Origin of the sequence: Neorhizobium sp. LMR1-1-1.1 (assembly GCF_040675795.1) — a bacterium.
GTDB classification, from domain to species: domain Bacteria; phylum Pseudomonadota; class Alphaproteobacteria; order Rhizobiales; family Rhizobiaceae; genus Neorhizobium; species Neorhizobium cellulosilyticum.
In genome coordinates, this window is the sequence record NZ_JBEGHE010000001.1 from 638666 (window position 1) to 658244 (window position 19579).

22 protein-coding genes are annotated in these 19579 nt (G+C 58.7%); 14 read left to right on the forward strand and 8 right to left on the reverse strand.

Annotation, left to right across the window (positions count from 1 at the left end):
• Positions 1-179 precede the first annotated feature (179 nt).
• The 3 genes from MRBLMR1_RS02860 to MRBLMR1_RS02870 form a co-directional block, all read right to left on the reverse strand.
• Positions 180-938, reverse strand: coding sequence for a metallophosphoesterase (locus MRBLMR1_RS02860; RefSeq protein ID WP_148145863.1), 759 nt, complete (start codon positions 936-938; stop codon positions 180-182).
• Positions 935-1729 (reverse strand): nucleotidyltransferase family protein, encoded by a 795-nt coding sequence (locus MRBLMR1_RS02865; RefSeq protein ID WP_148145950.1) that lies wholly within the window; start codon positions 1727-1729, stop codon positions 935-937. The genes MRBLMR1_RS02860 and MRBLMR1_RS02865 overlap by 4 nt, the downstream gene beginning before the upstream one ends.
• A 175-nt stretch (positions 1730-1904) precedes the next feature.
• The gene (locus tag MRBLMR1_RS02870) at positions 1905-2126 is read right to left on the reverse strand and encodes a hypothetical protein (RefSeq protein WP_148145862.1); all 222 of its coding nucleotides are present in this window, start codon (positions 2124-2126) and stop codon (positions 1905-1907) included.
• 153 nt (positions 2127-2279) lie between these two features.
• Between MRBLMR1_RS02870 and MRBLMR1_RS02875 the strand changes: the two genes are divergently transcribed.
• Positions 2280-2468 (forward strand): DUF3008 family protein, encoded by a 189-nt coding sequence (locus MRBLMR1_RS02875; RefSeq protein WP_148145861.1) that lies wholly within the window; start codon positions 2280-2282, stop codon positions 2466-2468.
• A gap of 80 nt (positions 2469-2548) precedes the next feature.
• Here the strand turns inward: MRBLMR1_RS02875 and hutX are convergent, their stop codons facing one another.
• A complete protein-coding gene (gene hutX, locus MRBLMR1_RS02880) occupies positions 2549-3067 on the reverse strand; it encodes a heme utilization cystosolic carrier protein HutX (protein WP_148145860.1) in 519 nt (172 codons plus the stop codon).
• Positions 3068-3076: 9 nt separating this feature from the next.
• A complete protein-coding gene (hmuQ, locus tag MRBLMR1_RS02885) occupies positions 3077-3424 on the reverse strand; it encodes a heme-degrading protein HmuQ (protein ID WP_148145859.1) in 348 nt (115 codons plus the stop codon).
• Between the two features lie 164 nt (positions 3425-3588).
• Here hmuQ and MRBLMR1_RS02890 point away from each other — a divergent pair, with 164 nt between their 5' ends.
• Genes MRBLMR1_RS02890 through MRBLMR1_RS02900 form a run of 3 tightly spaced genes read left to right on the forward strand, consistent with a single transcriptional unit; the run spans position 3589 to position 6337 of the window.
• On the forward strand, positions 3589-4473 hold the full coding sequence (locus tag MRBLMR1_RS02890) for a heme/hemin ABC transporter substrate-binding protein (RefSeq protein WP_148145858.1): 885 nt from the start codon (positions 3589-3591) through the stop codon (positions 4471-4473).
• On the forward strand, positions 4473-5558 hold the full coding sequence (locus MRBLMR1_RS02895) for an iron ABC transporter permease (protein WP_148145857.1): 1086 nt from the start codon (positions 4473-4475) through the stop codon (positions 5556-5558). The genes MRBLMR1_RS02890 and MRBLMR1_RS02895 overlap by 1 nt, the downstream gene beginning before the upstream one ends.
• Entirely contained in the window at positions 5555-6337 is a 783-nt protein-coding gene (locus MRBLMR1_RS02900; RefSeq protein ID WP_148145856.1) for a heme ABC transporter ATP-binding protein, read from the forward strand. Before MRBLMR1_RS02895 ends, MRBLMR1_RS02900 begins: the two co-directional genes overlap by 4 nt.
• 2 nt (positions 6338-6339) lie before the next feature.
• Here MRBLMR1_RS02900 and MRBLMR1_RS02905 read toward each other — a convergent pair whose 3' ends face one another.
• A complete protein-coding gene (locus tag MRBLMR1_RS02905) occupies positions 6340-6696 on the reverse strand; it encodes a YbaN family protein (protein WP_148145855.1) in 357 nt (118 codons plus the stop codon).
• A 188-nt stretch (positions 6697-6884) separates the two neighbouring features.
• On the opposite strand from MRBLMR1_RS02905, the gene galE reads away from it, so the two are divergent.
• From galE to MRBLMR1_RS02940, 7 genes are all read left to right on the forward strand, one after another.
• Positions 6885-7874 carry a UDP-glucose 4-epimerase GalE gene (gene galE, locus MRBLMR1_RS02910; protein ID WP_148145854.1) on the forward strand — a complete coding sequence of 330 codons (990 nt, stop codon included), beginning with the start codon at positions 6885-6887 and terminating at the stop codon, positions 7872-7874.
• A 13-nt stretch (positions 7875-7887) separates the two neighbouring features.
• Positions 7888-8283, forward strand: a complete 396-nt coding sequence (locus tag MRBLMR1_RS02915; RefSeq protein WP_148145853.1) for a VOC family protein — start codon at positions 7888-7890, stop codon at positions 8281-8283.
• Between the two features lie 12 nt (positions 8284-8295).
• Positions 8296-8988, forward strand: coding sequence for a uracil-DNA glycosylase (gene ung / locus MRBLMR1_RS02920; protein WP_148145852.1), 693 nt, complete (start codon positions 8296-8298; stop codon positions 8986-8988).
• Between the two features lie 145 nt (positions 8989-9133).
• On the forward strand, positions 9134-10063 hold the full coding sequence (locus tag MRBLMR1_RS02925; protein WP_148145851.1) for a VOC family protein: 930 nt from the start codon (positions 9134-9136) through the stop codon (positions 10061-10063).
• A 54-nt stretch (positions 10064-10117) separates the two neighbouring features.
• The gene (locus tag MRBLMR1_RS02930) at positions 10118-10738 is read left to right on the forward strand and encodes an alpha/beta hydrolase (RefSeq protein WP_148145850.1); all 621 of its coding nucleotides are present in this window, start codon (positions 10118-10120) and stop codon (positions 10736-10738) included.
• 88 nt (positions 10739-10826) lie between these two features.
• A complete protein-coding gene (locus tag MRBLMR1_RS02935; RefSeq protein ID WP_148145849.1) occupies positions 10827-12251 on the forward strand; it encodes an aldehyde dehydrogenase family protein in 1425 nt (474 codons plus the stop codon).
• Positions 12252-12457: 206 nt separating this feature from the next.
• Positions 12458-14374, forward strand: a complete 1917-nt coding sequence (locus MRBLMR1_RS02940; RefSeq protein ID WP_183685237.1) for a diguanylate cyclase — start codon at positions 12458-12460, stop codon at positions 14372-14374.
• A gap of 111 nt (positions 14375-14485) precedes the next feature.
• Here MRBLMR1_RS02940 and MRBLMR1_RS02945 read toward each other — a convergent pair whose 3' ends face one another.
• Positions 14486-15055: a transglycosylase SLT domain-containing protein gene (locus MRBLMR1_RS02945; protein WP_148145949.1), complete on the reverse strand. Its 570-nt coding sequence runs from the start codon at positions 15053-15055 to the stop codon at positions 14486-14488.
• A 214-nt stretch (positions 15056-15269) separates the two neighbouring features.
• Between MRBLMR1_RS02945 and MRBLMR1_RS02950 the strand changes: the two genes are divergently transcribed.
• Together MRBLMR1_RS02950 and MRBLMR1_RS02955 are read left to right on the forward strand one after the other, a co-directional pair.
• Entirely contained in the window at positions 15270-16595 is a 1326-nt protein-coding gene (locus tag MRBLMR1_RS02950; protein WP_148145846.1) for a DUF3422 family protein, read from the forward strand.
• A 181-nt stretch (positions 16596-16776) separates the two neighbouring features.
• Positions 16777-17007 (forward strand): hypothetical protein, encoded by a 231-nt coding sequence (locus tag MRBLMR1_RS02955; RefSeq protein WP_148145845.1) that lies wholly within the window; start codon positions 16777-16779, stop codon positions 17005-17007.
• Between the two features lie 79 nt (positions 17008-17086).
• Here the strand turns inward: MRBLMR1_RS02955 and MRBLMR1_RS02960 are convergent, their stop codons facing one another.
• On the reverse strand, positions 17087-17974 hold the full coding sequence (locus tag MRBLMR1_RS02960; RefSeq protein ID WP_148145844.1) for a DMT family transporter: 888 nt from the start codon (positions 17972-17974) through the stop codon (positions 17087-17089).
• A 273-nt stretch (positions 17975-18247) separates the two neighbouring features.
• Between MRBLMR1_RS02960 and MRBLMR1_RS02965 the strand changes: the two genes are divergently transcribed.
• Positions 18248-19546, forward strand: coding sequence for an adenylosuccinate synthase (locus tag MRBLMR1_RS02965; protein ID WP_148145843.1), 1299 nt, complete (start codon positions 18248-18250; stop codon positions 19544-19546).
• Positions 19547-19579: the final 33 nt, after the last annotated feature.

A 19579-nucleotide genomic window follows, 5' to 3' on the forward strand; every position in this document is an offset into this window, starting at 1 on the left:
CGGCTGCCACTCACCCTAACCCTCTCCCGCATGCGGGGAGAGGGAACGTGCCACACTCGGTGTTGGCGAGGGACGGAGAGTTGCAGCTTTGCCCTTCTCCCCGTCATAACGGGGAGAGGGTGCCGGCAGGCGGATGAGAGGCTGCCGCCGATCCGGATCGCGGGTGCGGCATCAATCATTCACAACTCGAGCAGCGCATACGCCTTACCGGTTGGCTTCTCTATGTGGGAGGCGACGTTATAGACCGGCGCACCGCCGGGAGTTTTGCCCTCGTAGGTGCCACGATGGGCGTGGCCGTGAACGACGGCTGTTACCGGGAAGCGATCGATTGTCTCGGCTAGGCGGGAAGAGCCGAGGAAGGGGAAGATTTCAGGCGGCTCGCCTTCGACTGTCTGCTGGATGGGCGCATAATGCAGCACCACCAAGGCACGTTCGGACTTCACCTGGCGCAGCGCGTTTTCCAGCCGCATCGTTTCCTCGACGCTTTCTGCCACCATCGCCTTGATCGCCGGTTCGCCGAAGGAGCCGAGCATGTAACGGCCGAAACCGCCGGCAAAGCCTTTGACACCGGCGAAACCGACGCCGTTGATCTCGATCGCTGAGCCTTCGAGAAGATGCACGCCGGCATCCTTGATGATGGCTTTCACCTCATCCACATGGCCGCATTCATAATCGTGATTGCCCAAAACGGCGACCATCGGAATGGAGCAGGAGCGAAGGTCAGCCGCAAGCAACTCCGCCTCTTTCGGCTTGCCGAGATCGGTCAGATCACCGGTCAGCACGAGAATGTCGGCCTCCTGCGAAATTTCCGCAAAAAGCTCCTTGTATGAAGGAGAGCCATGTTCCTTGACATGAAGATCTCCCATTGCCGCGACACGCTGCTTGACGTCGGCCTTTTTCCGGGCGGTGGTGTCATGGTTATCGGGCGCCTTGCTCATGCCGGGCCTCCTTTTCTGGTTTCCTCGTCAACGCCTTCGCGCAGATCACCTTCGCCACCGACATCGGCAAAACCCCATTCCTTAACGTCGATCTCGAAATCGACGCGGCTGAACATGCGACCGCGGCAAATCTTCATCTGCGGCAGGGGCAGTTCGCGCTGGGCCTTCAAGCGGTCGAGCAGTTCATCGAGCAGCCAATCCGGTACCTTGTCGCGCTCGGTCGGGTAGATCCAGCGGAAGTTGAGGAGGTGGATGAGCAGAACCTCCCAATGCACTTCCATGTAGTTGAGCAGCTTTTCCCAATCGATCTGGTCATGAGCGCGCAGGATCATGTGGACCACGTCGCCGCCGTCGTAACGATGGCGAAGCTGCACGAAACATTTCGACCAGATCAGTTCGGTCGGTGCGATGATGCGCACCTTGTGGCCGTTCATCTCGATCTGGCGGGCGTTTTCGAACCAACTGTCGCTGATCGGCATCGTGCCGTTGGAAGCGGCGAAGATGACATCGCAGAAATGCCGGCCCTTCTTGATCTTGCCGAGCCACCGGTCGTCCTCCACCTCGATCTCGTAACCCTTTTCCTTGAAATGGGCGAGGATGCGGGCGTAGTCGCCGGCCTTGCAAAAGATATCCAGGTCCTTGGTGGGGCGGGTGATGCCGGTATAGGCGCTGATCGCAAATGTTCCCGCCAGAAGGAATGGTATGTGGCAGGCGACCAGATCCTCCAGCGCTTCAGAAACAAAGGATTCGGCGTCCGGGTCAGCAAGCGTGGGCGCGGCTTTTACCTCCATCCCCTGCATCAGATGCAGGGGATGGCTGCCGCGCTCGCGTTCACTTGCCGTCATATTGTTTTCGGTCGTCGGCTCCGGCTTTTTCGTCGGTATCGTGTCGGCGTCCATGGCGTGTCTCCAATTCTCCCAGGTGACTAGCAACACCCGAGAAGCGACGGAGGTTCCGTTTCGCTCTTCAGTCGGCCTCAGGGTTGTCGGCATTTGCCATGGGGCTTGGGCGACCATCTGGCTGGTCGCCGTCTTCGCGTTGATCCGCATCCTCCAGATCCGTTTCGACAAGGTAGGCGTCCCTGTTGCCGAGGCGTGCAGCCTCTTTCAGCGCTTCGGGATTGGTGGTGTCGAGCTGCTCGCGTTCGATGTCCGTTGCAATAGGCTTATTCGGATTTGCAGTGTTCATGGTCGTTACCTTCCCGTTGAGTGTGCCAACTACAGGTGTGCCGCAGGCTGTCTGAGAAACCCTTGGCGAATGCAGAGGTTCCGCGCTTGTCGATTGGAACGAAAATCGCAGTCGGCGTGTTGGAAATGGAGATGATCTCTAAGGAGGAGAAACATGCCGGCGAAATCGAAGGCACAGCAGAAGGCAGCGGGGGCAGCCCTTGCGGCCAAGCGCGGCGATGCAAAGAAAAGCGATCTCAAGGGCGCTTCGAAAGAAATGGAAAAATCGATGAGCGAGAAGCAGCTGGAGGAGTTTGCTTCGACCAAGCATAAGAGCAAACCCGAACACGTCGCGCATCGCTGAATTGCATATTTCCGGTCCGAACCCGGACTTCCCGGAAAGGCGGGTGCTTCAGCAGGCACCCGCCTTTTTCTTTTTGTCGATCAGGCGTAGCTGGCGCGTAATGCGTCGAATTTTGCCAGCTGTTCGGGGAGCAGTTCGCGTGCCTCGTCGCGCTTGACGAAGACCTTGAACATTGGTGCGCCCTTGGCATTCATGAACCAAATGGAACAGGAGCGCCGGCCGTGGAAGGCGCGATCGACAAAGGTGATCGAGGCGCAGTTGTCCTTCTTGATGTGACCGCCGATCGGGCTGTCACCATGAATGTTGAACCAGCCATGGCCTTCCGAACCGACCGGCAATTCGCCATCGATTTCGGCCACAACATCCTCGGTGTGGACGAGGAAGAGGACGATGCCCCAGGTGGTCAGCTCGTTCCAGATGTCGAGAAAGCTCTCTTTCGGCGCAATGACGGCCGAACCCTCGGGCAGAATTTCAAGAATCTCGGCGGGGGTAACGTCTGCAGCGGCAGCGATCGACTCGACGATGCCGTCGGGCTTTTCGGCGAGTGCAGCCAGAGCCCGTTGACGACGGTCAGCTGTGATTTCGGATACGGCGTTCATCGATGATCCTCAGGCCGCGTCGGCGGCGCGTACGCCGTTCTTGTCTTCGTGGATGATGACTTCGAAACCCTCGAAATGCGGGCCGGAGAGATATTCCACCTTGCTGCGGTTGTTGCCGGCATTGGCATGGGCTGCGCGGAATTGTTCGGAAGTCGTCCAGGCCTTGAAATGCTCGAATGTTTCCCAGACCGTGTGGGACGCGTAAAGCGAATGGTCTTCGGCCTTGGGGCCTTTCAGCATGTGGAATTCGATATAACCTGGCAGTTCCGCAAGGCGGCCCTGACGGTCACGCCAGATCGCTTCAAATGCTTCTTCGAAGCCCGGAACGACGCGAAAACGGTTCATTGCGATATACATGAAAACTTCCCTCACTTAAGTTTCATTTGCCAGTCAAGATATCTGCCGGCCCTCCCCTTGAAAAGCCAAAAAAACTTGCGTAGTCAACTCAAGTTATTAAAATTTGCAGCGCTGCCTAATCCTGCTTTCATCAGATGTGCGGCAACGCCAAGGGGTGGATCACAATGGTTTCCTGTTCCAAAATCGGGCGTCTTCTTGCAATCATTCTGCTGGGATCGACGATAAGTGCGGGCGGCGTTCTTGCTGCCGACAAGGGTAATCCCGAAGCAAAACGCATCGTCTCGGTCGGCGGAACGATCACCGAAATCCTTTATGACCTCGGTGCCCAGGACCGTATCGTGGCGCGCGACTCGACCAGCTTTTATCCGGCTGACGCCAATTCCAAGCCGGATGTGGGCTATATGCGCCAGCTTTCGGCGGAAGGTATTCTGGGGCAGAAACCAGACCTGATCCTGATGGAAGAAGGCTCCGGCCCGCCGCCGGTGCTGGAGATCCTGAAGGCCAGCGAGGTGCCGATGGTCGTGATCCCGACACCGCCGAAGGCGGACAAGATCGGTCAGAAGATCCGTGATGTTGGTGCGGCCGTCGGATTGTCCGACAAGGCGGAGGCGCTGGCGAAGAAAACCGAGGATGGCTTGAAGGCGGTTGCAGCCGATGTGACCAAGATCAGCGGCGGCAAGAAGAAGGTTCTCTTCGTTCTGTCTATTTCGAATGGCCGCCTGATGGCTGGCGGTGCTGATACCGAAGCGGGTGCGATCATCGAGATGGCAGGCGGCGTCAATGCCGCGCCGACGATCAACGGCTACAAGCCGCTTTCCGATGAGGCGGTGATTGCTGCAGCACCGGATGTAATTCTGTCGATGTCGCGTGGCGATCATTCGATTACGCCTGAACAGATGTTCGCTCTTCCCTCGATGCAGACGACGCCGGCTGCGGCAAACAAGGCGCTGGTTTCGATGGATGGTTTGCTGCTGCTGGGCTTCGGTCCTCGCACACCGGAAGCTGCGCGGGCACTGGCAGCCAAAATCTATCCGGGTGCAATCAACTGATGAAGGCACTCGCCATGCCCTTTCGCCGGACGGGTGAGGGAGACCGGACGTCTCAGGGCGTGCTGGTGCTCTTTCTGCTGGCTGTCCTGCTCGTCTTTTCCTGCCTGCTCTCGCTGCATGTCGGGCCAACGGGTGTGGGGTTGCGGGATCTTTTCTCCTATCTCACCGGCAATGGCGACAGCCTGACGATACAGGAACGGGTGATCCTCGAAGCGGTGCGCCTGCCGCGCACGGCGCTCGGGCTGCTGATTGGTGCGGGGCTCGCCGTCTCTGGCGCGATGATGCAGGGCCTGTTTCGAAATCCGCTCGCCGATCCCGGCATTGTCGGGGTAACGTCGGGAGCGGGACTTGCCGCCGTCTGTGCCATCGTGCTCGGGGGGGGCGTGCTCGCACCTATCGCCATGGTGCTTGGCAATCAGTTTCTGCCACTGATGGCATTTTTCGGCGGACTGCTGGTCACGTGGGCTCTTTATGCGATCGCCACGCGGGACGGACGTACATCGACCACCGCACTTATTCTCTGTGGTATTGCGATCGGTGCACTTGCAGGGGCTTTCATGGGGCTTCTGATCGTCATGGCAGATGACCGGCAGCTGCGCGATATTACCTTCTGGAGTCTTGGCTCTCTGGGTGGCGCCACCTATGGCCGCGTGCTCTCGATCCTGCCTTTCATCGTTTTCGTCATGGGGATCATTCCTTTCGTCGCCAAAGGTCTCGATGCGTTGATTCTCGGCGATGCGGCGGCCTTTCACATGGGTATTCCGGTTCAGCGGTTGAAGAAGATTGTCATCGTCGCCGTGGCGGCGGCCTGTGGCTCTACCGTGGCGGTCGCCGGATCTATCGGTTTTGTGGGCATCGTTGTGCCGCATCTGCTCAGGCTTGCGATGGGGCCGTCCCATCGTTTCCTTTTGCCGGGATCAGCATTGGGTGGAGGAGCCTTGCTCCTGATCGCGGACAGTGTTGCGCGCACCGTCGCAGCACCTGCTGAACTGCCGATCGGTGTCATTACCGCACTGTTCGGCGCACCTGTCTTCCTGTTCCTGCTGATCGGCAAGAATGGTATCGGCGCGCGGGATCTGCCATGATCATTGCCGATAAGGTCACCGCCAGCCGTTCAGGTCGCAAGCTGATCGACGACATCTCGATCGAGCTGAAGCCCGGCCAGTTTACCGTCGTCATCGGCCCGAACGGAGCCGGCAAATCGACGTTAATGAAGGTATTGTCGGGCGAGATGCAGCCGGATAGCGGTCTTGTCTCGTACTATGGGACGAGCGTCGATCTCTGCCAGCCGGCCGATCTTGCCAGACGCCGTGCAGTGCTGCCGCAGGCGACGCAGCTTGCTTTCCCGTTCACGGCACTGGAGATTGCCCGCATGGGCGCTGTGGCGCATGGCGCGCTCAACCCCAGCGAAGAAGCGCGCAAGGCCCTGTCGCGCGTGGGGCTGAGAGGCTTCGAGAGCCGTCCTTATCCGTCAATGTCGGGCGGCGAGCAACAGCGGGTGCAGTTTGCCCGCGCGCTCGCACAGGTGCCGCAGGCCGTCGTCGATGGCGTGCCGCGGGCGCTTTTCCTAGATGAACCGACTGCAAGCCTCGATCTCGGCCATCAGATTTCGGTGCTCGAGACTGCTCGGGATTTTGCGTCAGCCGGCGGCATGGTGCTCGCCATCCTGCACGATCTCAATCTAGCGGCGGAATTTGCCGATCATCTGGTGGTGCTGCATCACGGCCGGGTGGTCGCGGAAGGTGCCTGCCATGAGACGGTGAGCGACGACATCATTGCTTCGGTCTATGGCATTGCGGGTGCGGTCGGTCGCGTGCCTGCGGCGCATATTCCCTATGTTTTGCCGCAGTCGCGGAACCGGTGATTTTAGGCGCTCGGCCTTGTGATCATAAAAATCGCGGGGCCGATCATGAGGGCTGCGACGAGTATGGCCAGCCATGCCGAAGGGTGGGAGCCAAACCAAAAACCGGCATAACTCAGAGCCATGAGCGAGATCGCCGTGATTTTCGCGCGCCGTGAAATCGCGCCGCGCTCACGCCAGTTTTTCAGCGGCGGGCCGAATGTGTTGTGGTTCATCAGCCAGGCCTCAAGCTTCGGCGAGGAGCGCGCGAAACAGGCGACGGCCAGCAGCAGAAAAGGCGTCGTCGGCAAAACGGGCAGAAATGCACCGACCACGCCAAGTGCCACAAAGAACCAGCCGAGACAGAGAAAGATGTAACGCATGAAAGGCCTATGGCGAAAACCTGAACAGGATAGACAAGTTTGCTTGCCGCGTCCTCATGTAAAGAGTCAACTCGGCCCGACAAGATCGCACCGCAATTTTTAGCTGCTGTGCATGTGCAGCATGCGCCCTTCCCATTTGATCCCGGGGAGCTATATTGCCGCCGGCTTCAACAACCTTTGAGGACATGATGTCGAAGAAGAAAGTGCTTGTGGTGGGCGGTGCCGGTTATATCGGCTCCCATACGTGTCTGGTACTGGCTGAAAGAGGTTACGAGCCCGTCGTTTTCGACAATCTCTCGAATGGACACGCGGAATTCGTCCGCTGGGGCGAGCTCGAACAGGGCGATATCCGTGACCATGCGCGACTGGATGAAGTGTTTGCAAAACACAAGCCCGAAGCGGTTCTGCATTTCGCGGCTCTCATCGAAGTAGGGGAATCGGTCAAGAACCCGGTCGGTTTCTACGACAACAACGTGGTCGGCGCGCTGACGCTGATGTCGGCTGCTATTCAGGCCGGTGTGAAGGCCTTCGTCTTCTCCTCCACCTGCGCGACCTATGGTCTGCCGGTTCAGGTGCCGATGGACGAGAGCCATGGCCAGGCGCCGATCAATCCCTATGGCCGCACGAAGTACATTATCGAACAGGCATTGAAGGACTACGGCCAGTATATGGACCTGAAATCGGTCATGCTGCGATATTTCAATGCCGCAGGCGCTGATTTCGAGGGCCGGATCGGTGAGTGGCATACGCCGGAAACCCATGCGATCCCGCTCGCCATCGAAGCCGCCCTCGGCCGTCGTCAGGGCTTCAAGGTGTTCGGCGACGATTACGACACGCGCGATGGCACCTGTGTGCGCGACTATATCCATGTTCTCGACCTTGCCGATGCGCATGTGCGCGCCGTCGACTATCTGCTGGCTGGTGGCGACATGGTTGAGCTCAACCTGGGCACCGGCACCGGCACGACAGTGAAAGAGCTGCTTGCGGCAATTTCGGACGTTTCCGGCAAGCCGTTCCCGGTGGAGTATGTCGGCCGTCGCGAGGGCGATTCCACCTCGCTCGTAGCCAATAACGACAAGGCGCGCGAAGTCCTGGGCTGGGAGCCGCAATATACGCTCAACGACATTATCAAATCAGCCTGGGACTGGCATAAGCGCTCGAACCACGTGATGAGTTAAGGAAAACATAGCCATGGCCAAGATGGTCCATTCGATGATCCGTGTTCTCGAAGAGACGCGGTCAGTCGATTTCTATGACAAGGCCTTTGGTCTGAAAGTCGCCAGCCGCGTGCCCTTCGACGGCTTCACGCTGATCTATCTCTCGAACCCGGAAACCGGGTTCGAGCTGGAGCTGACCGTCAATGCAGGGCGCGAGCAAGCCTATGATCTCGGAAACGGTTACGGCCATCTGGCCGTGACGGTCGAGGATATCGAGGCCGAATATAAGCGCTTCACTGATCTGGGCCTCACCGTCGGCAAGCTCGTCGAGATGCCGCATGAGGGCAAGCCGTTTGCGCGGTTCTTCTTCGTGACAGATCCGGATGGCTACAAGACGGAAGTCATCCAGCGTGGCGGACGTTTCCAGTAAAAGGTGAATGGCATGGCTGAAGGTGAGATCAAGCTGGAAGAGAGCTGGAAATTCGCTCTGGAGGGCGAGTTCGCAGACCCGTACATGGCTGATCTCAAACGTTTTCTCGTCTCCGAAAAACAGGCGGGAAAACGAATCTTCCCAAAGGGTTCCGAGTATTTTCGCGCGCTAGACCTTACCCCGCTCGATGAGGTGAAGGTGGTCATTCTCGGTCAGGACCCGTATCACGGGTTTGGCCAGGCGCATGGTTTGTGCTTTTCGGTGCAGCCGGGGGTGAAGACGCCGCCTTCGCTCGTCAATATCTACAAGGAAATGCAGGCCGATCTCGGCATTCCGCCGGCAAAACACGGCTTCCTCGAAAGCTGGGCCGAACAGGGCGTGCTTCTCCTGAACAGCGTGCTGACGGTGGAAGAGGGTAAAGCGGCGGCGCATCAGGGCCAGGGCTGGGAAAAATTCACCGATGCCGTCATTCGCACGGTGAACGACGAATGCGATGGGATCGTCTTCATTCTCTGGGGTTCCTACGCTCAGAAGAAAGCCTCCTTCGTCGATCAGGAGCGGCATCTGGTGTTGAAATCGGCGCATCCATCGCCGCTTTCTGCCCATAACGGCTTTCTCGGCTCGCGCCCGTTTTCCAAGACCAATGAGTATCTGCAGTCGATCGGTAAGGATCCTGTCGATTGGCAATTGCCGGAAACTGTCTGATCAGTGAACGGTACGCATTCTTCGTCAACGATAAGCGAACAATCCGTTCGGATGTGTTTATCTATCCAATCTGCGTCTGATCGACCAAATATCACCCCATGAACAGCGGGCCGCGAGGCGGCTCCAAAGGAACAAGGGGTTTGATATGATTACCCAGATCAGGGGCCTGCACCACGTCACGTCGATGGCCGCGAGTGCCTCCACCAACAATAAATTCTTCACCGACACGCTCGGCCTGCGCCGGGTCAAGAAGACCGTCAATTTCGACGCGCCGGATGTCTATCATCTCTACTACGGGGACGAAGTCGGCACACCGGGTTCGGTGATGACTTACTTTCCCTTCCCGCATATTGCCCAGGGCCGTCCCGGCACCGGCGAAGTGGGTACGACCGTGTTTTCCGTGCCTGAAGGTTCTCTTGGTTACTGGACCGATCGGCTGACCAAGGCTGGTGCCGATGGGTTGAAAGCCGATGAAGCTTTCGGTGAGAAGCGACTGCATTTTGCCGGCCCCGATGGCGACGGTTTTGCGCTTGTCGAAGTCAGGGATGACAATCGTGCGCCCTGGATCGGCAATGGTGTCGGTGCAGAGGAGGCAATCCGTGGGTTCCACTCCGCGTCGATGCGTCTTCGTGATGAAGGCTCAACGGCCGAGCTTCTAAAGTTCATGGGCTATGAGCAGGTCGATGCCAGGGATGGCGTTACCCGCTTCGGCATTCCGGGCGGCAATGGTGCCGACTTCATCGACGTCGAGACGATGCCGAATATTTCGAGCGCCCGTCTTGGTGCCGGATCCGTGCATCATATCGCCTTTGCCGTCGAGAACCGTGCAAAGCAGCTCGAAGTGAGGAAGGCGCTGATGGATACCGGCTATCAGGTCACGCCGGTGATCGACCGCGATTACTTCTGGGCGATCTATTTCCGCACGCCAGGTGGCGTCCTGTTCGAGATCGCCACCAACGAGCCTGGCTTCGACCGCGATGAAGACACCGCGCATCTCGGCGAAGCTCTGAAGCTGCCGACCCAGCACGAGCATCTGCGCAAGGCGCTCGAAGAACATCTGGAACCAATTGCCTAAGGCCATTTCAGGGCAGGGCGTTCGCGCCCTGCCGATACCGTTCAGGAGATTTCAATGAGTTACGACAGTTATCTGCACCGGGTGCGCCCCGGTGCGCCCGGATCGCCGATCCTGTTCGTCTTTCACGGTACGGGCGGCGACGAAAACCAGTTCTTCGATTTCGGTAGTCGCCTTCTGCCTGGTGCGACAGTTGTCTCGCCGCGCGGCGACGTTTCCGAACATGGTGCTGCGCGCTTCTTCCGGCGCAAGGCGGAAGGTGTCTATGACTGCGACGACCTTGCTCGTGCCACCGAGCGCATGGGCGACTTCATTGCCGCCAATCGCGAGCGTTACGAGTCTTCAACCGTGCTTGGCCTCGGCTTTTCCAACGGCGCGAACATCCTCGCCAACATCATGATCGAGAAACCCAGCCTCATCGAAGCCGGTGTGCTGATGCATCCGCTGATCCCGTTCCAGCCGGCCGAGCGCAAAGTGACTGAGAAGGCGCATGTTCTGATTACGGCTGGCGAGCGTGATCCGATCTGTCCGGTGCCCGCAACACTTGAGCTTGGCGAATATTTCAAGCGGCAGGGCGATGCTGTGACGTTCGAATGGCACGCAGGCGGCCATGAGATCCGGCCGAACGAGATCGAGGCGATCAAGGCATTCCTCGCTCCCTATGGCGGACAGGCCTGATCTTTCAAAGTCTGCTCTCCGGGCTTGCGGAAGCGCATGGTGTTGGCCGATAGTGCCTTCATCATAGCGCGCAAGCCCGGAGGATGGCATGAGCAATCACCTGAAATTCTTCATCAATGGCGAATGGGTGGAGCCGGTGGTCCCCGTCGCACTCGATGTCATAGATCCCTCCACGGAAGAGCCCTTCACGCAGATCGCACTCGGCTCCAAGGCAGATGTCGACAAGGCTGTCGCTGCTGCCAAAGCTGCGTTTCCGGTATTTTCGAGATGGACGCAGAGCGAGCGGCTTACGCTCTTGAAACGAATTCTCTGGGAATATGAAAAACGTGCCGAGGATATCGCCCAGGCAGTCAGCCGCGAGATGGGCGCGCCGATTGCGTTCGCTCGCGATTCCCAAGTCGCAGCCGGCCATGGCCATCTGAGCGCAACGATCACTGCGCTCGAAACCTACAAGTTCATCGAGGATCGCGGTACGACGCGTATCGTCAAGGAACCGATCGGCGTCGTGGCGCTGATTACGCCATGGAACTGGCCGCTCAACCAGATTACCTGCAAGGTCGGTCCGGCAATCGCCACCGGCTGCACGATGGTGCTCAAACCCTCCGAGATCGCACCGATCTCCGGCGTTATCTTCGCCGAGGTGATGGAGGCGGCGGGAGTGCCGAAGGGTGTGTTCAACATGGTCAACGGCACCGGCCCGGATGTGGGGCAGGTGATGGCGGGGCATCCGGACGTCGACATGGTGTCCTTCACCGGCTCGACGCGTGCCGGCATCATTGTGGCGAAGACGGCTGCCGACACTGTCAAGCGCGTGGCGCAGGAACTTGGCGGCAAGTCCGCAAACATCATTCTGCCTGATGCTGATCTCAAACAGGCCGTGGCCGATGGGGTAACCGGTTGTTTCGGCAATTCCGGCCAGTCCTGCGATGCGCCGACGCGCATGCTGGTGCCGCGTGCCTGGCATGAAGAGGCGCTCAACGTTGCACGGGAGGCTGCCGAGAAGCTGGTCACCGGCGATCCTCAAGCTGAGGGAACTGATCTTGGTCCGGTTGTCAGCAAGGTGCAGTTCGACAAGATTCAGCGTCTGATCGAGGCAGGTATTTCGGAAGGCGCTACGCTGGTCACCGGCGGTCCGGGGCGACCGGAGAACCTGAACCGTGGCTATTATATTCGCCCGACCGTGTTCGGTAACGTCAACAATAACATGACGATCGCGCGGGAAGAGATTTTCGGTCCGGTTCTGTCGATCCTGCCTTATGACGGCGAGGAAGAGGCAATCGAGATCGCCAACGATACGCCCTATGGTCTTGCCGCCTATGTGCAGGGCGAGCCGGAACATGCGAGGAAGATCGCGCCGTATTTGAGGGCCGGGTCGGTTTATCTGAATTATCCCGATTGGGATCTGTTTTCTTCCTTCGGCGGCTACAAGCAGTCCGGCAACGGGCGCGAATATGCCGACTGGGGCATTCACGACTTCCTCGAGATCAAGAGCGTCGTCGGTTACGGCAATTGAAGGCTGCTGTCCGCGGGCGGCTTTGCCGCTCGCGGGGATATTCTCGCCGGGTCCGGCGCTCAGGCCGATAAAACTGAGTAAGTTTCTGTTAACTCTGGTTAAAGCTTTTCCCTCCGGCGTCGATCTCCGCTAATCAAACCTTGTGGGGGAAACCGTACAATGGGTCGGATAGAAGCCAGCATGATGCTGGTGCGAGGGTTAAAGATTTGAACAGTCTCTGGGTTGGATTGCTTGCGAATATGGCGGTGGTGGCGCTGGTCATATCGCTCTGGTCCAACATTCGCCTGCCGGTTTTCGGTCAGAAAGAATCCATTCGGGGATGGGCTTTCGGTATCCTGTTCGGCCTTGGGGCGATCAGCCTGATGTTGATCCCGTTCCAGCTCGGCTCAGGTTTCTTCATCGATCTGAGGATGACGATGATCGGGACCTCTGCGTTTATCGGCGGCCCTCTTGCGGGTATCGTGACCACGATCATAGCGGCGGCTTTCCGCGTTTATCTTGGTGGAGCAGGGGCTACGATCGGACTGGTCGGAATAGCATTCGCCTGCGCTGCCGGGCTTGTCGGTTGGCGTTTGAAGACGAAGGATGCGCCGTCTCTCAAGGCGAACGTGCTGTTTTCACTGGTGATGGCGATTGGCGCGATGGCGCCGGGTTTTGTCTACGCCCTCTATCAGGATATCGATACCGGCCCTCAGATTCGTTTGCCTTACATGACGCTTGTTTTCGTGGCGACCTTGATGGCTTGTGTCGCGCTTGCCAACGAGATCAGGCGGAGGGAGACGGAGGCGCGAAACCACATGTACCGCCATGTCATCAACAGCCTGCCGGAGGCGCTGAATGTGAAGGATCGTGAAGGCCGGTTCATCATGGCGAACCCGGCCACCGCCACCCTGATGCAGGCGGAGAATGCCGATGCGCTGATCGGAAAGACAGACTTCGATTTCTTCTGCCAGGAAGTGGCCGCAGCTTTTCGTGCCGACGAGGAAAAGGCGTTGAAGGCTGGAACTGCGATAGTCGAAGAGCAGATGCTTGCCCGAATGGATGGCAGCCGGTCTTATCTTTCCACGCTCAAGGCCCCGTTCACCGACATTGACGGCAATATCATCGGGCTCATCACCCATAGCCGCGATACGACCGACAAGAAGCTGCTTGAGGCAGCCCTTACACAGAGCGACAGGCGTGCTGCCGAAGCTCTGTCCAGCATTTCCGATGGTCTCGTGATGTTCGACAAGGATCTCACGCTCGTCTTTTGTAATGAGCGCTACCGGGCAATGTTTTCCGTTACCGCCGATCTGCGCGTTCCCGGTACGCCGGCAGCCGCCATTCTTTATGCATCGATTGCTCGCGGCGAACTCGTCGGGATACCACAGGAGCAGGTCGCGCAGTGGGTGGATATCGCGCTTGGGCGGTTGAAACAGGGCGGCACCGTTGAGTTTCCGCTTGCCGACGGGCGCTGGATCGAATCCCGTACGCGTCCGACGCCGGAAGGGGCCTGTTTCGTCATCTGCTCCGACATTACCGCCGCCAAACAGCATGAACTGGAACTGCAGAACCTGAATGACAGGCTTTCCGTGCTTGCCGAGACGGATAGTCTGACCGGACTTTTGAACCGCCGCGCTTTCGATGCGGTGATGGCCGAGGAGCTCGATCGGGTTGCGCGTGGCGAAGGGTCGCTCGCACTTCTGATGATCGATGTCGATTACTTCAAACGCTTCAACGATACCTATGGCCATGGAGCGGGCGATTCCTGCCTCAAGACAGTCGCCGATTGCCTGAGAGCGGCAGCCCGCCGGACCAGTGACCGGGCCGCCCGTTATGGTGGAGAGGAACTCGCACTGGTTCTGCCGGATATCGATGAAGCGGCGGCACTGAAGATTGCGGAGGAGTTCTGCGAGCGATTGAGGGGGCTGCGCATTCCTCATACGGGAAGCGACAAGGGTATCGTGACTGTCAGCATCGGTGTTGCCACGCTTGGGTCTGGTTCGGGGCCGACGGATGCAGTGCGCCTCATTGCTCGCGCTGACGAGGCGCTTTACACGGCAAAGCGTGATGGCCGGGACGGTGTCAGGATCTGGGAACCCAGCCGGCCGCGCATCGTCCATTCCGATAATGCGCGGTCCTGATTATCTTCGGATGTGAGGCAGGTGTTGCGAGAAAGAGCGGGCTGCTCTTTCTCCAGATACGCCGTCGTGTGATCGAAGGGTTCGCAAGCCCGCTTGGCTCCGCCTTCATGCTCAGTATCCGCAACCCTTCAACTGTGCTGCGTAACGTGCTGCCATTCCTGCCGATTTCTGAGCAGTCTGCCTCAGGCTGCCGCTAAAATTGCCGCGGTCATATCCCGCATGTCCGGCGTAGTAGGCGAGATAAAGATTGTAAGCGTCGTTTCGGGCAACGCCGTTCCGTGCCGCCGTCTGGTTATGATACCAAGCAACGAAACGGATCGCATCGCCGAAGTCATTGCGGCGAGCTGCCCAGCGGCCGGTGGCACGCTGATAGGTGGCCCAGGTGCCATCGAGGGCTTGCGCGTAACCATAGGCCGATGATGCCCGCTTGCCGGGGATGAAGCCGAGGAACCATTTGCGGGGCGGACGGGCATTGGCCCGGAAGCTTGATTCGACGTAGATCGTCGCCATCAGGATCGGTACGGGCACGCCGTATTCGCGCTCTGCGGCACGTGCTTGTCGTTCCCAATTGTTGAAGAAACCGTCGCGCTGCTCGAAAATCGCGCAGGCGTTGCTAATCCTGCTGGGTGCGCTGGCGCAGCCGGCGAGAGTGAGGAGCGCGATGAAAAACGCAATACGCATCGCAGAAACACGGGTCATGCCCGATAGATGACTCTTAAGATTTAATGAAAAGTTTAAGGATCGCATGTTCCCCGAAGTTGTGAGCAGCATGGTCCTTGCAAGGATGCTTTGAACAGCGGATTCTGCGGCAAAGCGCCACGTCGTGCGGTCACACGCATTTGATAATAGTCAAGCATGAAGGTGGGTTTTGAAAAGCCCAATTGGGGAAGCATGCATGTCCAAGCGCAGTTTTTCGTTTCCGGTCGCTGATGTGAGAGCGCGAGCGCTCGGTGAAATCCATGCGCGACCCTACACGCTGCTGCCGCTACCACGGGTTATCTTCCAACTGGCGTTCCTTACGGAGGCCAATCTGTCCGCAGACCATTCCATCCTTGCGGAGCTTTCTCTGGGGCAGGGCGTGCCTGCACCGTCTCCCGATACCAGCCACCACACGATGAGCTGGGGCAGCGGCACGCTGCGCTGGGAACGACATACGGAATTTTCGACCTATTTCTGGGACACGCCTGCGCCGGCGACATTCGGAGGCGAAATTGCGGTCAACCCGTTCGGCGCGAGCTTTGCCGCGCCCGGTCCGTTTATTTCCGGTGTGCGTATAGAGGTTCGGCCTGCGGGCGACGATATGTCGGATATTACCTCCCGTTTCGATCCGACGAGCCTCTGCCAGAGTATGGTGGCCGATAATCAGGCAACGCTGATCACCGATTTTCGGCAGGATGGCGATGGGCTGACGAAGTTTTTGGTGCTTGATCACGGCATGACCGATGCTGCGCGTGGCATGCTCGTCCAGCGTATTCTCGATATCGAGACCTATCGCACGCTGGCGATGATGGGCTTGCCGATGGCGCAGAGCCTTTCACCGGAAATCAGGCAGTTCGAGGCCCGGTTTACCGCAATCACGCAACGCATGAAGCAGCATGCGCGTGACGAGGCGGACGAGATGCTTCTGGAAATCACCACGCTTGCGGCGGAGCTGGAAGCCAATGCCGCGCTCAGCCTTTACCGGTTCGGCGCAAGCCGCGCCTATAACGACATCGTTCTCGACCGTGTGGGCATGTTGGCGGAAAAGGCTCTGCCCGGCAGTGAGACGCTGGGCGCCTTTCTCCATCGCCGTCTTGCGCCGGCCATGCGAACCTGCCAGTCGGTCGAAGAGCGGCAAATGAACCTGTCCCGAAAGCTGACCCGTGCCACGGCGCTGCTGCGTAGCTGGATCGATGTCGATCTGCAAAAGTTCAATACCGAGATACTTGCTTCGATGGACAAGCGGTCGCACCTGCAATTGCGTCTGCAGCAAACCGTCGAAGGTCTGTCGGTTGCTGCAATTTCCTATTATGTGATCGGGCTGGTCGGTTATCTTGCGAAGTCGCTGCACTATGTCGGGCTGGCGATCATGCCGGAGGTACTGACCGGGGCTTCCGTGCCTATCGTTGTGATAGCAATATGGCTGCTCGTTCGACGTATCCGCAACAGGCATGATGACGATGGTGGCCGCAGGCTCAACTGGCGTCAACGTCGTGTGGATGGGCGTGATGCCGAAAAGTGACCGGTTGCCTAATCTGCTTTATGCCTGACGGGTGATCTTTCCTGTGCCAAGGCGGGAAAAAGAGCCATTTCAGTAAAATTGCATCTTTCCATTTAAGCCCGCCGAAAAGTTGTCCCGCCTAAAGTCGTGCCAGAACGAAACGCGATGGCCAGAGAGCCGTCCGTAAAACAGGGTTCAGGCAATGATCAGGAAGCTTATTATTTCGGCGGCTGTTCTGGCCGCACTTATCCACGGCAAGGAAGCCAGTGCTGCTGGCCCAGGCGGCTTTGCACGCGAACTTGCATCCGTTGTCGTCAAACAGGCCGAAGTGGACCATGCGATTACCGACCTGGATGTCTATTTCGACATGTTTGGCTCAGATGAAGCCAAGTCGATAGCCGTGCAGGATTGCTTCGACTGCATCGACATCTAGTACTCGCGGATGGTCGGCGCTGATTGCCAGCGGGTGTTGCGCCTGTCTCTATTGTCTCTATTTCGACATTTGCCGGACCTCAGGTGAGGGCCGGCTTTCCGCGTTCGGCTATGGCTATGCCGCCAAGCGCCAGGACCAGCGCAATGACATGGAACAGCTGTAACTGCTCGCCGAGAAGCATGACCGAGAGAAGCGTACCGAAGACGGGCACGAGATTGATGAACAGCCCGGCGCGGTTGGCGCCAATGTCCGTCACGCCTCTGATATAGAGGACCTGAGCCACGAGTGAGGCAAATACGGCCGTGTAGAGCGCCACCATCCAGCCCGTCATATCCGGCCAGATCATGCCGCCACTCGAAAATTCCCAGCCTGCGAGCGGAATGCTGAAGACAAGCGCAAATAGCGCCGGCACCGCCATCAGGCTTTTCCAGCTGATCGGCGGGCGCCATCTGAGCGCGATCGTGTACAAGGCGTAAGCGGCGATCGCTATGATCATGATCGCGTCACCGAAATTGACCGTCAGGGTGACGAGCGTGGCGAAATCCCCGTGAGCCGCAGTCAACAGACTACCGATTGCGGTCAGGCTGAAACCGACGATCTGGAGCCAGGACACTTTCGTTCTGAACAACGCGAAATTCAGGATGAAGATGAGGACGGGAATCAGCGTCTGCTCGACTGTGACGTTGATCGCGCTTGTATAGGTTACGGCTGTGTAGAGCACCGCGTTGAAGACGACGTAGCCCACGATGCCGAGGAAGCCGAGCACGGGAATATTCGCGCGGATCACCGGCCAGTCCCGGCGCAAATCCTTCAGCGAGATGGCGAAGATGATGACGACGGCAAAGAACCAGCGCCAGAAGGTCAGCATCATCGGGCTGATATGGCCGATCGCAAGCTTGCCTGCGACTGCATTGCCGCCCCAGCAAAGCGTGGCGATGACGAGAAACAGATAGGCTTGGCGATGCACGTTGCCTCCTAGACACGCCGCCCTGCCGACGCCAGTATGCTCTTACGATTTGGCAAATAGCGTGCGGTTTTGGCCTTTGTCACGCAAAAACCTTGTCGCAGTCACAAACAGGTCGCTTTCCTCACGCCAAGGCATTATAGATGCGCGCGTTTGTGGAGCCGTTGGCCGTGACCGACCGGCTTCGAGAAAAAGAACTTGTGTAAGGCTCGCTGTCGATCGAGGTCATAGACCGGCATCGTCGAGCGGGTTTCGTCCAAAGGGCAGGAAGCAGATATGACGAACTGTGTCGTAGTGGGTTCGCAATGGGGTGATGAGGGCAAGGGCAAGATTGTCGACTGGCTCTCGGAGCGCGCCGACATCGTTGTGCGTTACCAAGGCGGTCATAATGCCGGCCATACGCTCGTCATCGATGGCGTAAGCTACAAGCTGTCGCTGCTGCCTTCCGGCGTCGTTCGTCCAGGCAAGATGGCCGTCATCGGCAACGGCGTCGTCGTCGATCCGCATGCGCTGATTGCCGAAATGGGGCGACTTGCTGCCCAGGGTGTGACGGTAACCCCCGAAAATCTGCGAATCGCTGAAAACGCCACGCTGATCCTGTCGCTCCACCGCGAACTCGACGGTATGCGTGAAGATGCCGCCTCCAACAGCGGCACGAAGATCGGCACGACCCGCCGTGGCATCGGCCCGGCTTACGAAGACAAGGTCGGCCGCCGCGCCATCCGCGTCATGGATCTGGCCGACCGCGATGCGCTGGAAGCCAAGGTCGAGCGCATTCTCACCCATCACAATGCCCTGCGTCGTGGTTTCGGTGCTCCGGAAGTCGAGCACAAGGACATCATGGAGGAACTGACCTCCATCGCCGATACGGTCCTGCCGTTCATGGACAGCGTCTGGCAGTTGCTGGACAAGGAGCGCCGCAAGGGTTCGCGCATCCTGTTCGAGGGTGCGCAGGGCTCGCTGCTCGATATCGACCACGGTACCTATCCGTTCGTCACCTCGTCCAACACCGTTGCCGGCCAGGCCGCTGCCGGTTCCGGCATGGGGCCGGGTTCGCTCGGTTATATCCTCGGCATCACCAAGGCCTACACGACGCGCGTCGGCGAAGGCCCGTTCCCGACGGAACTGACGGACGAAATCGGACAGTTTCTTGGGGAAAAAGGTCATGAATTCGGCACCGTGACGGGCCGCAAGCGCCGTTGCGGCTGGTTCGATGCTGCTCTTGTGCGCCAGTCGGTTGCAACCAACGGCATTACCGGCATCGCGCTGACCAAGCTCGACGTTCTCGATGGTCTCGAAGAGCTGAAGATCTGCGTCGGCTATATGCTTGACGGCCAGAAAATCGATTATCTGCCGGCTTCGCAGGCCGCTCAGGCGCGTGTCGAGCCGATCTACATCACGCTCGAAGGCTGGAAGGAATCGACGGTCGGCGCCCGCACCTGGGCCGAACTTCCTGCCCAGGCGATCAAGTATGTGCGCCAGGTCGAAGAGCTTATCGGTGCCCCGGTTGCACTGTTGTCCACAAGCCCGGAACGCGACGACACGATACTTGTGACCGACCCGTTTGAAGATTAATGTCAAGAATTGATTATCCATTCGGCCGGCCGA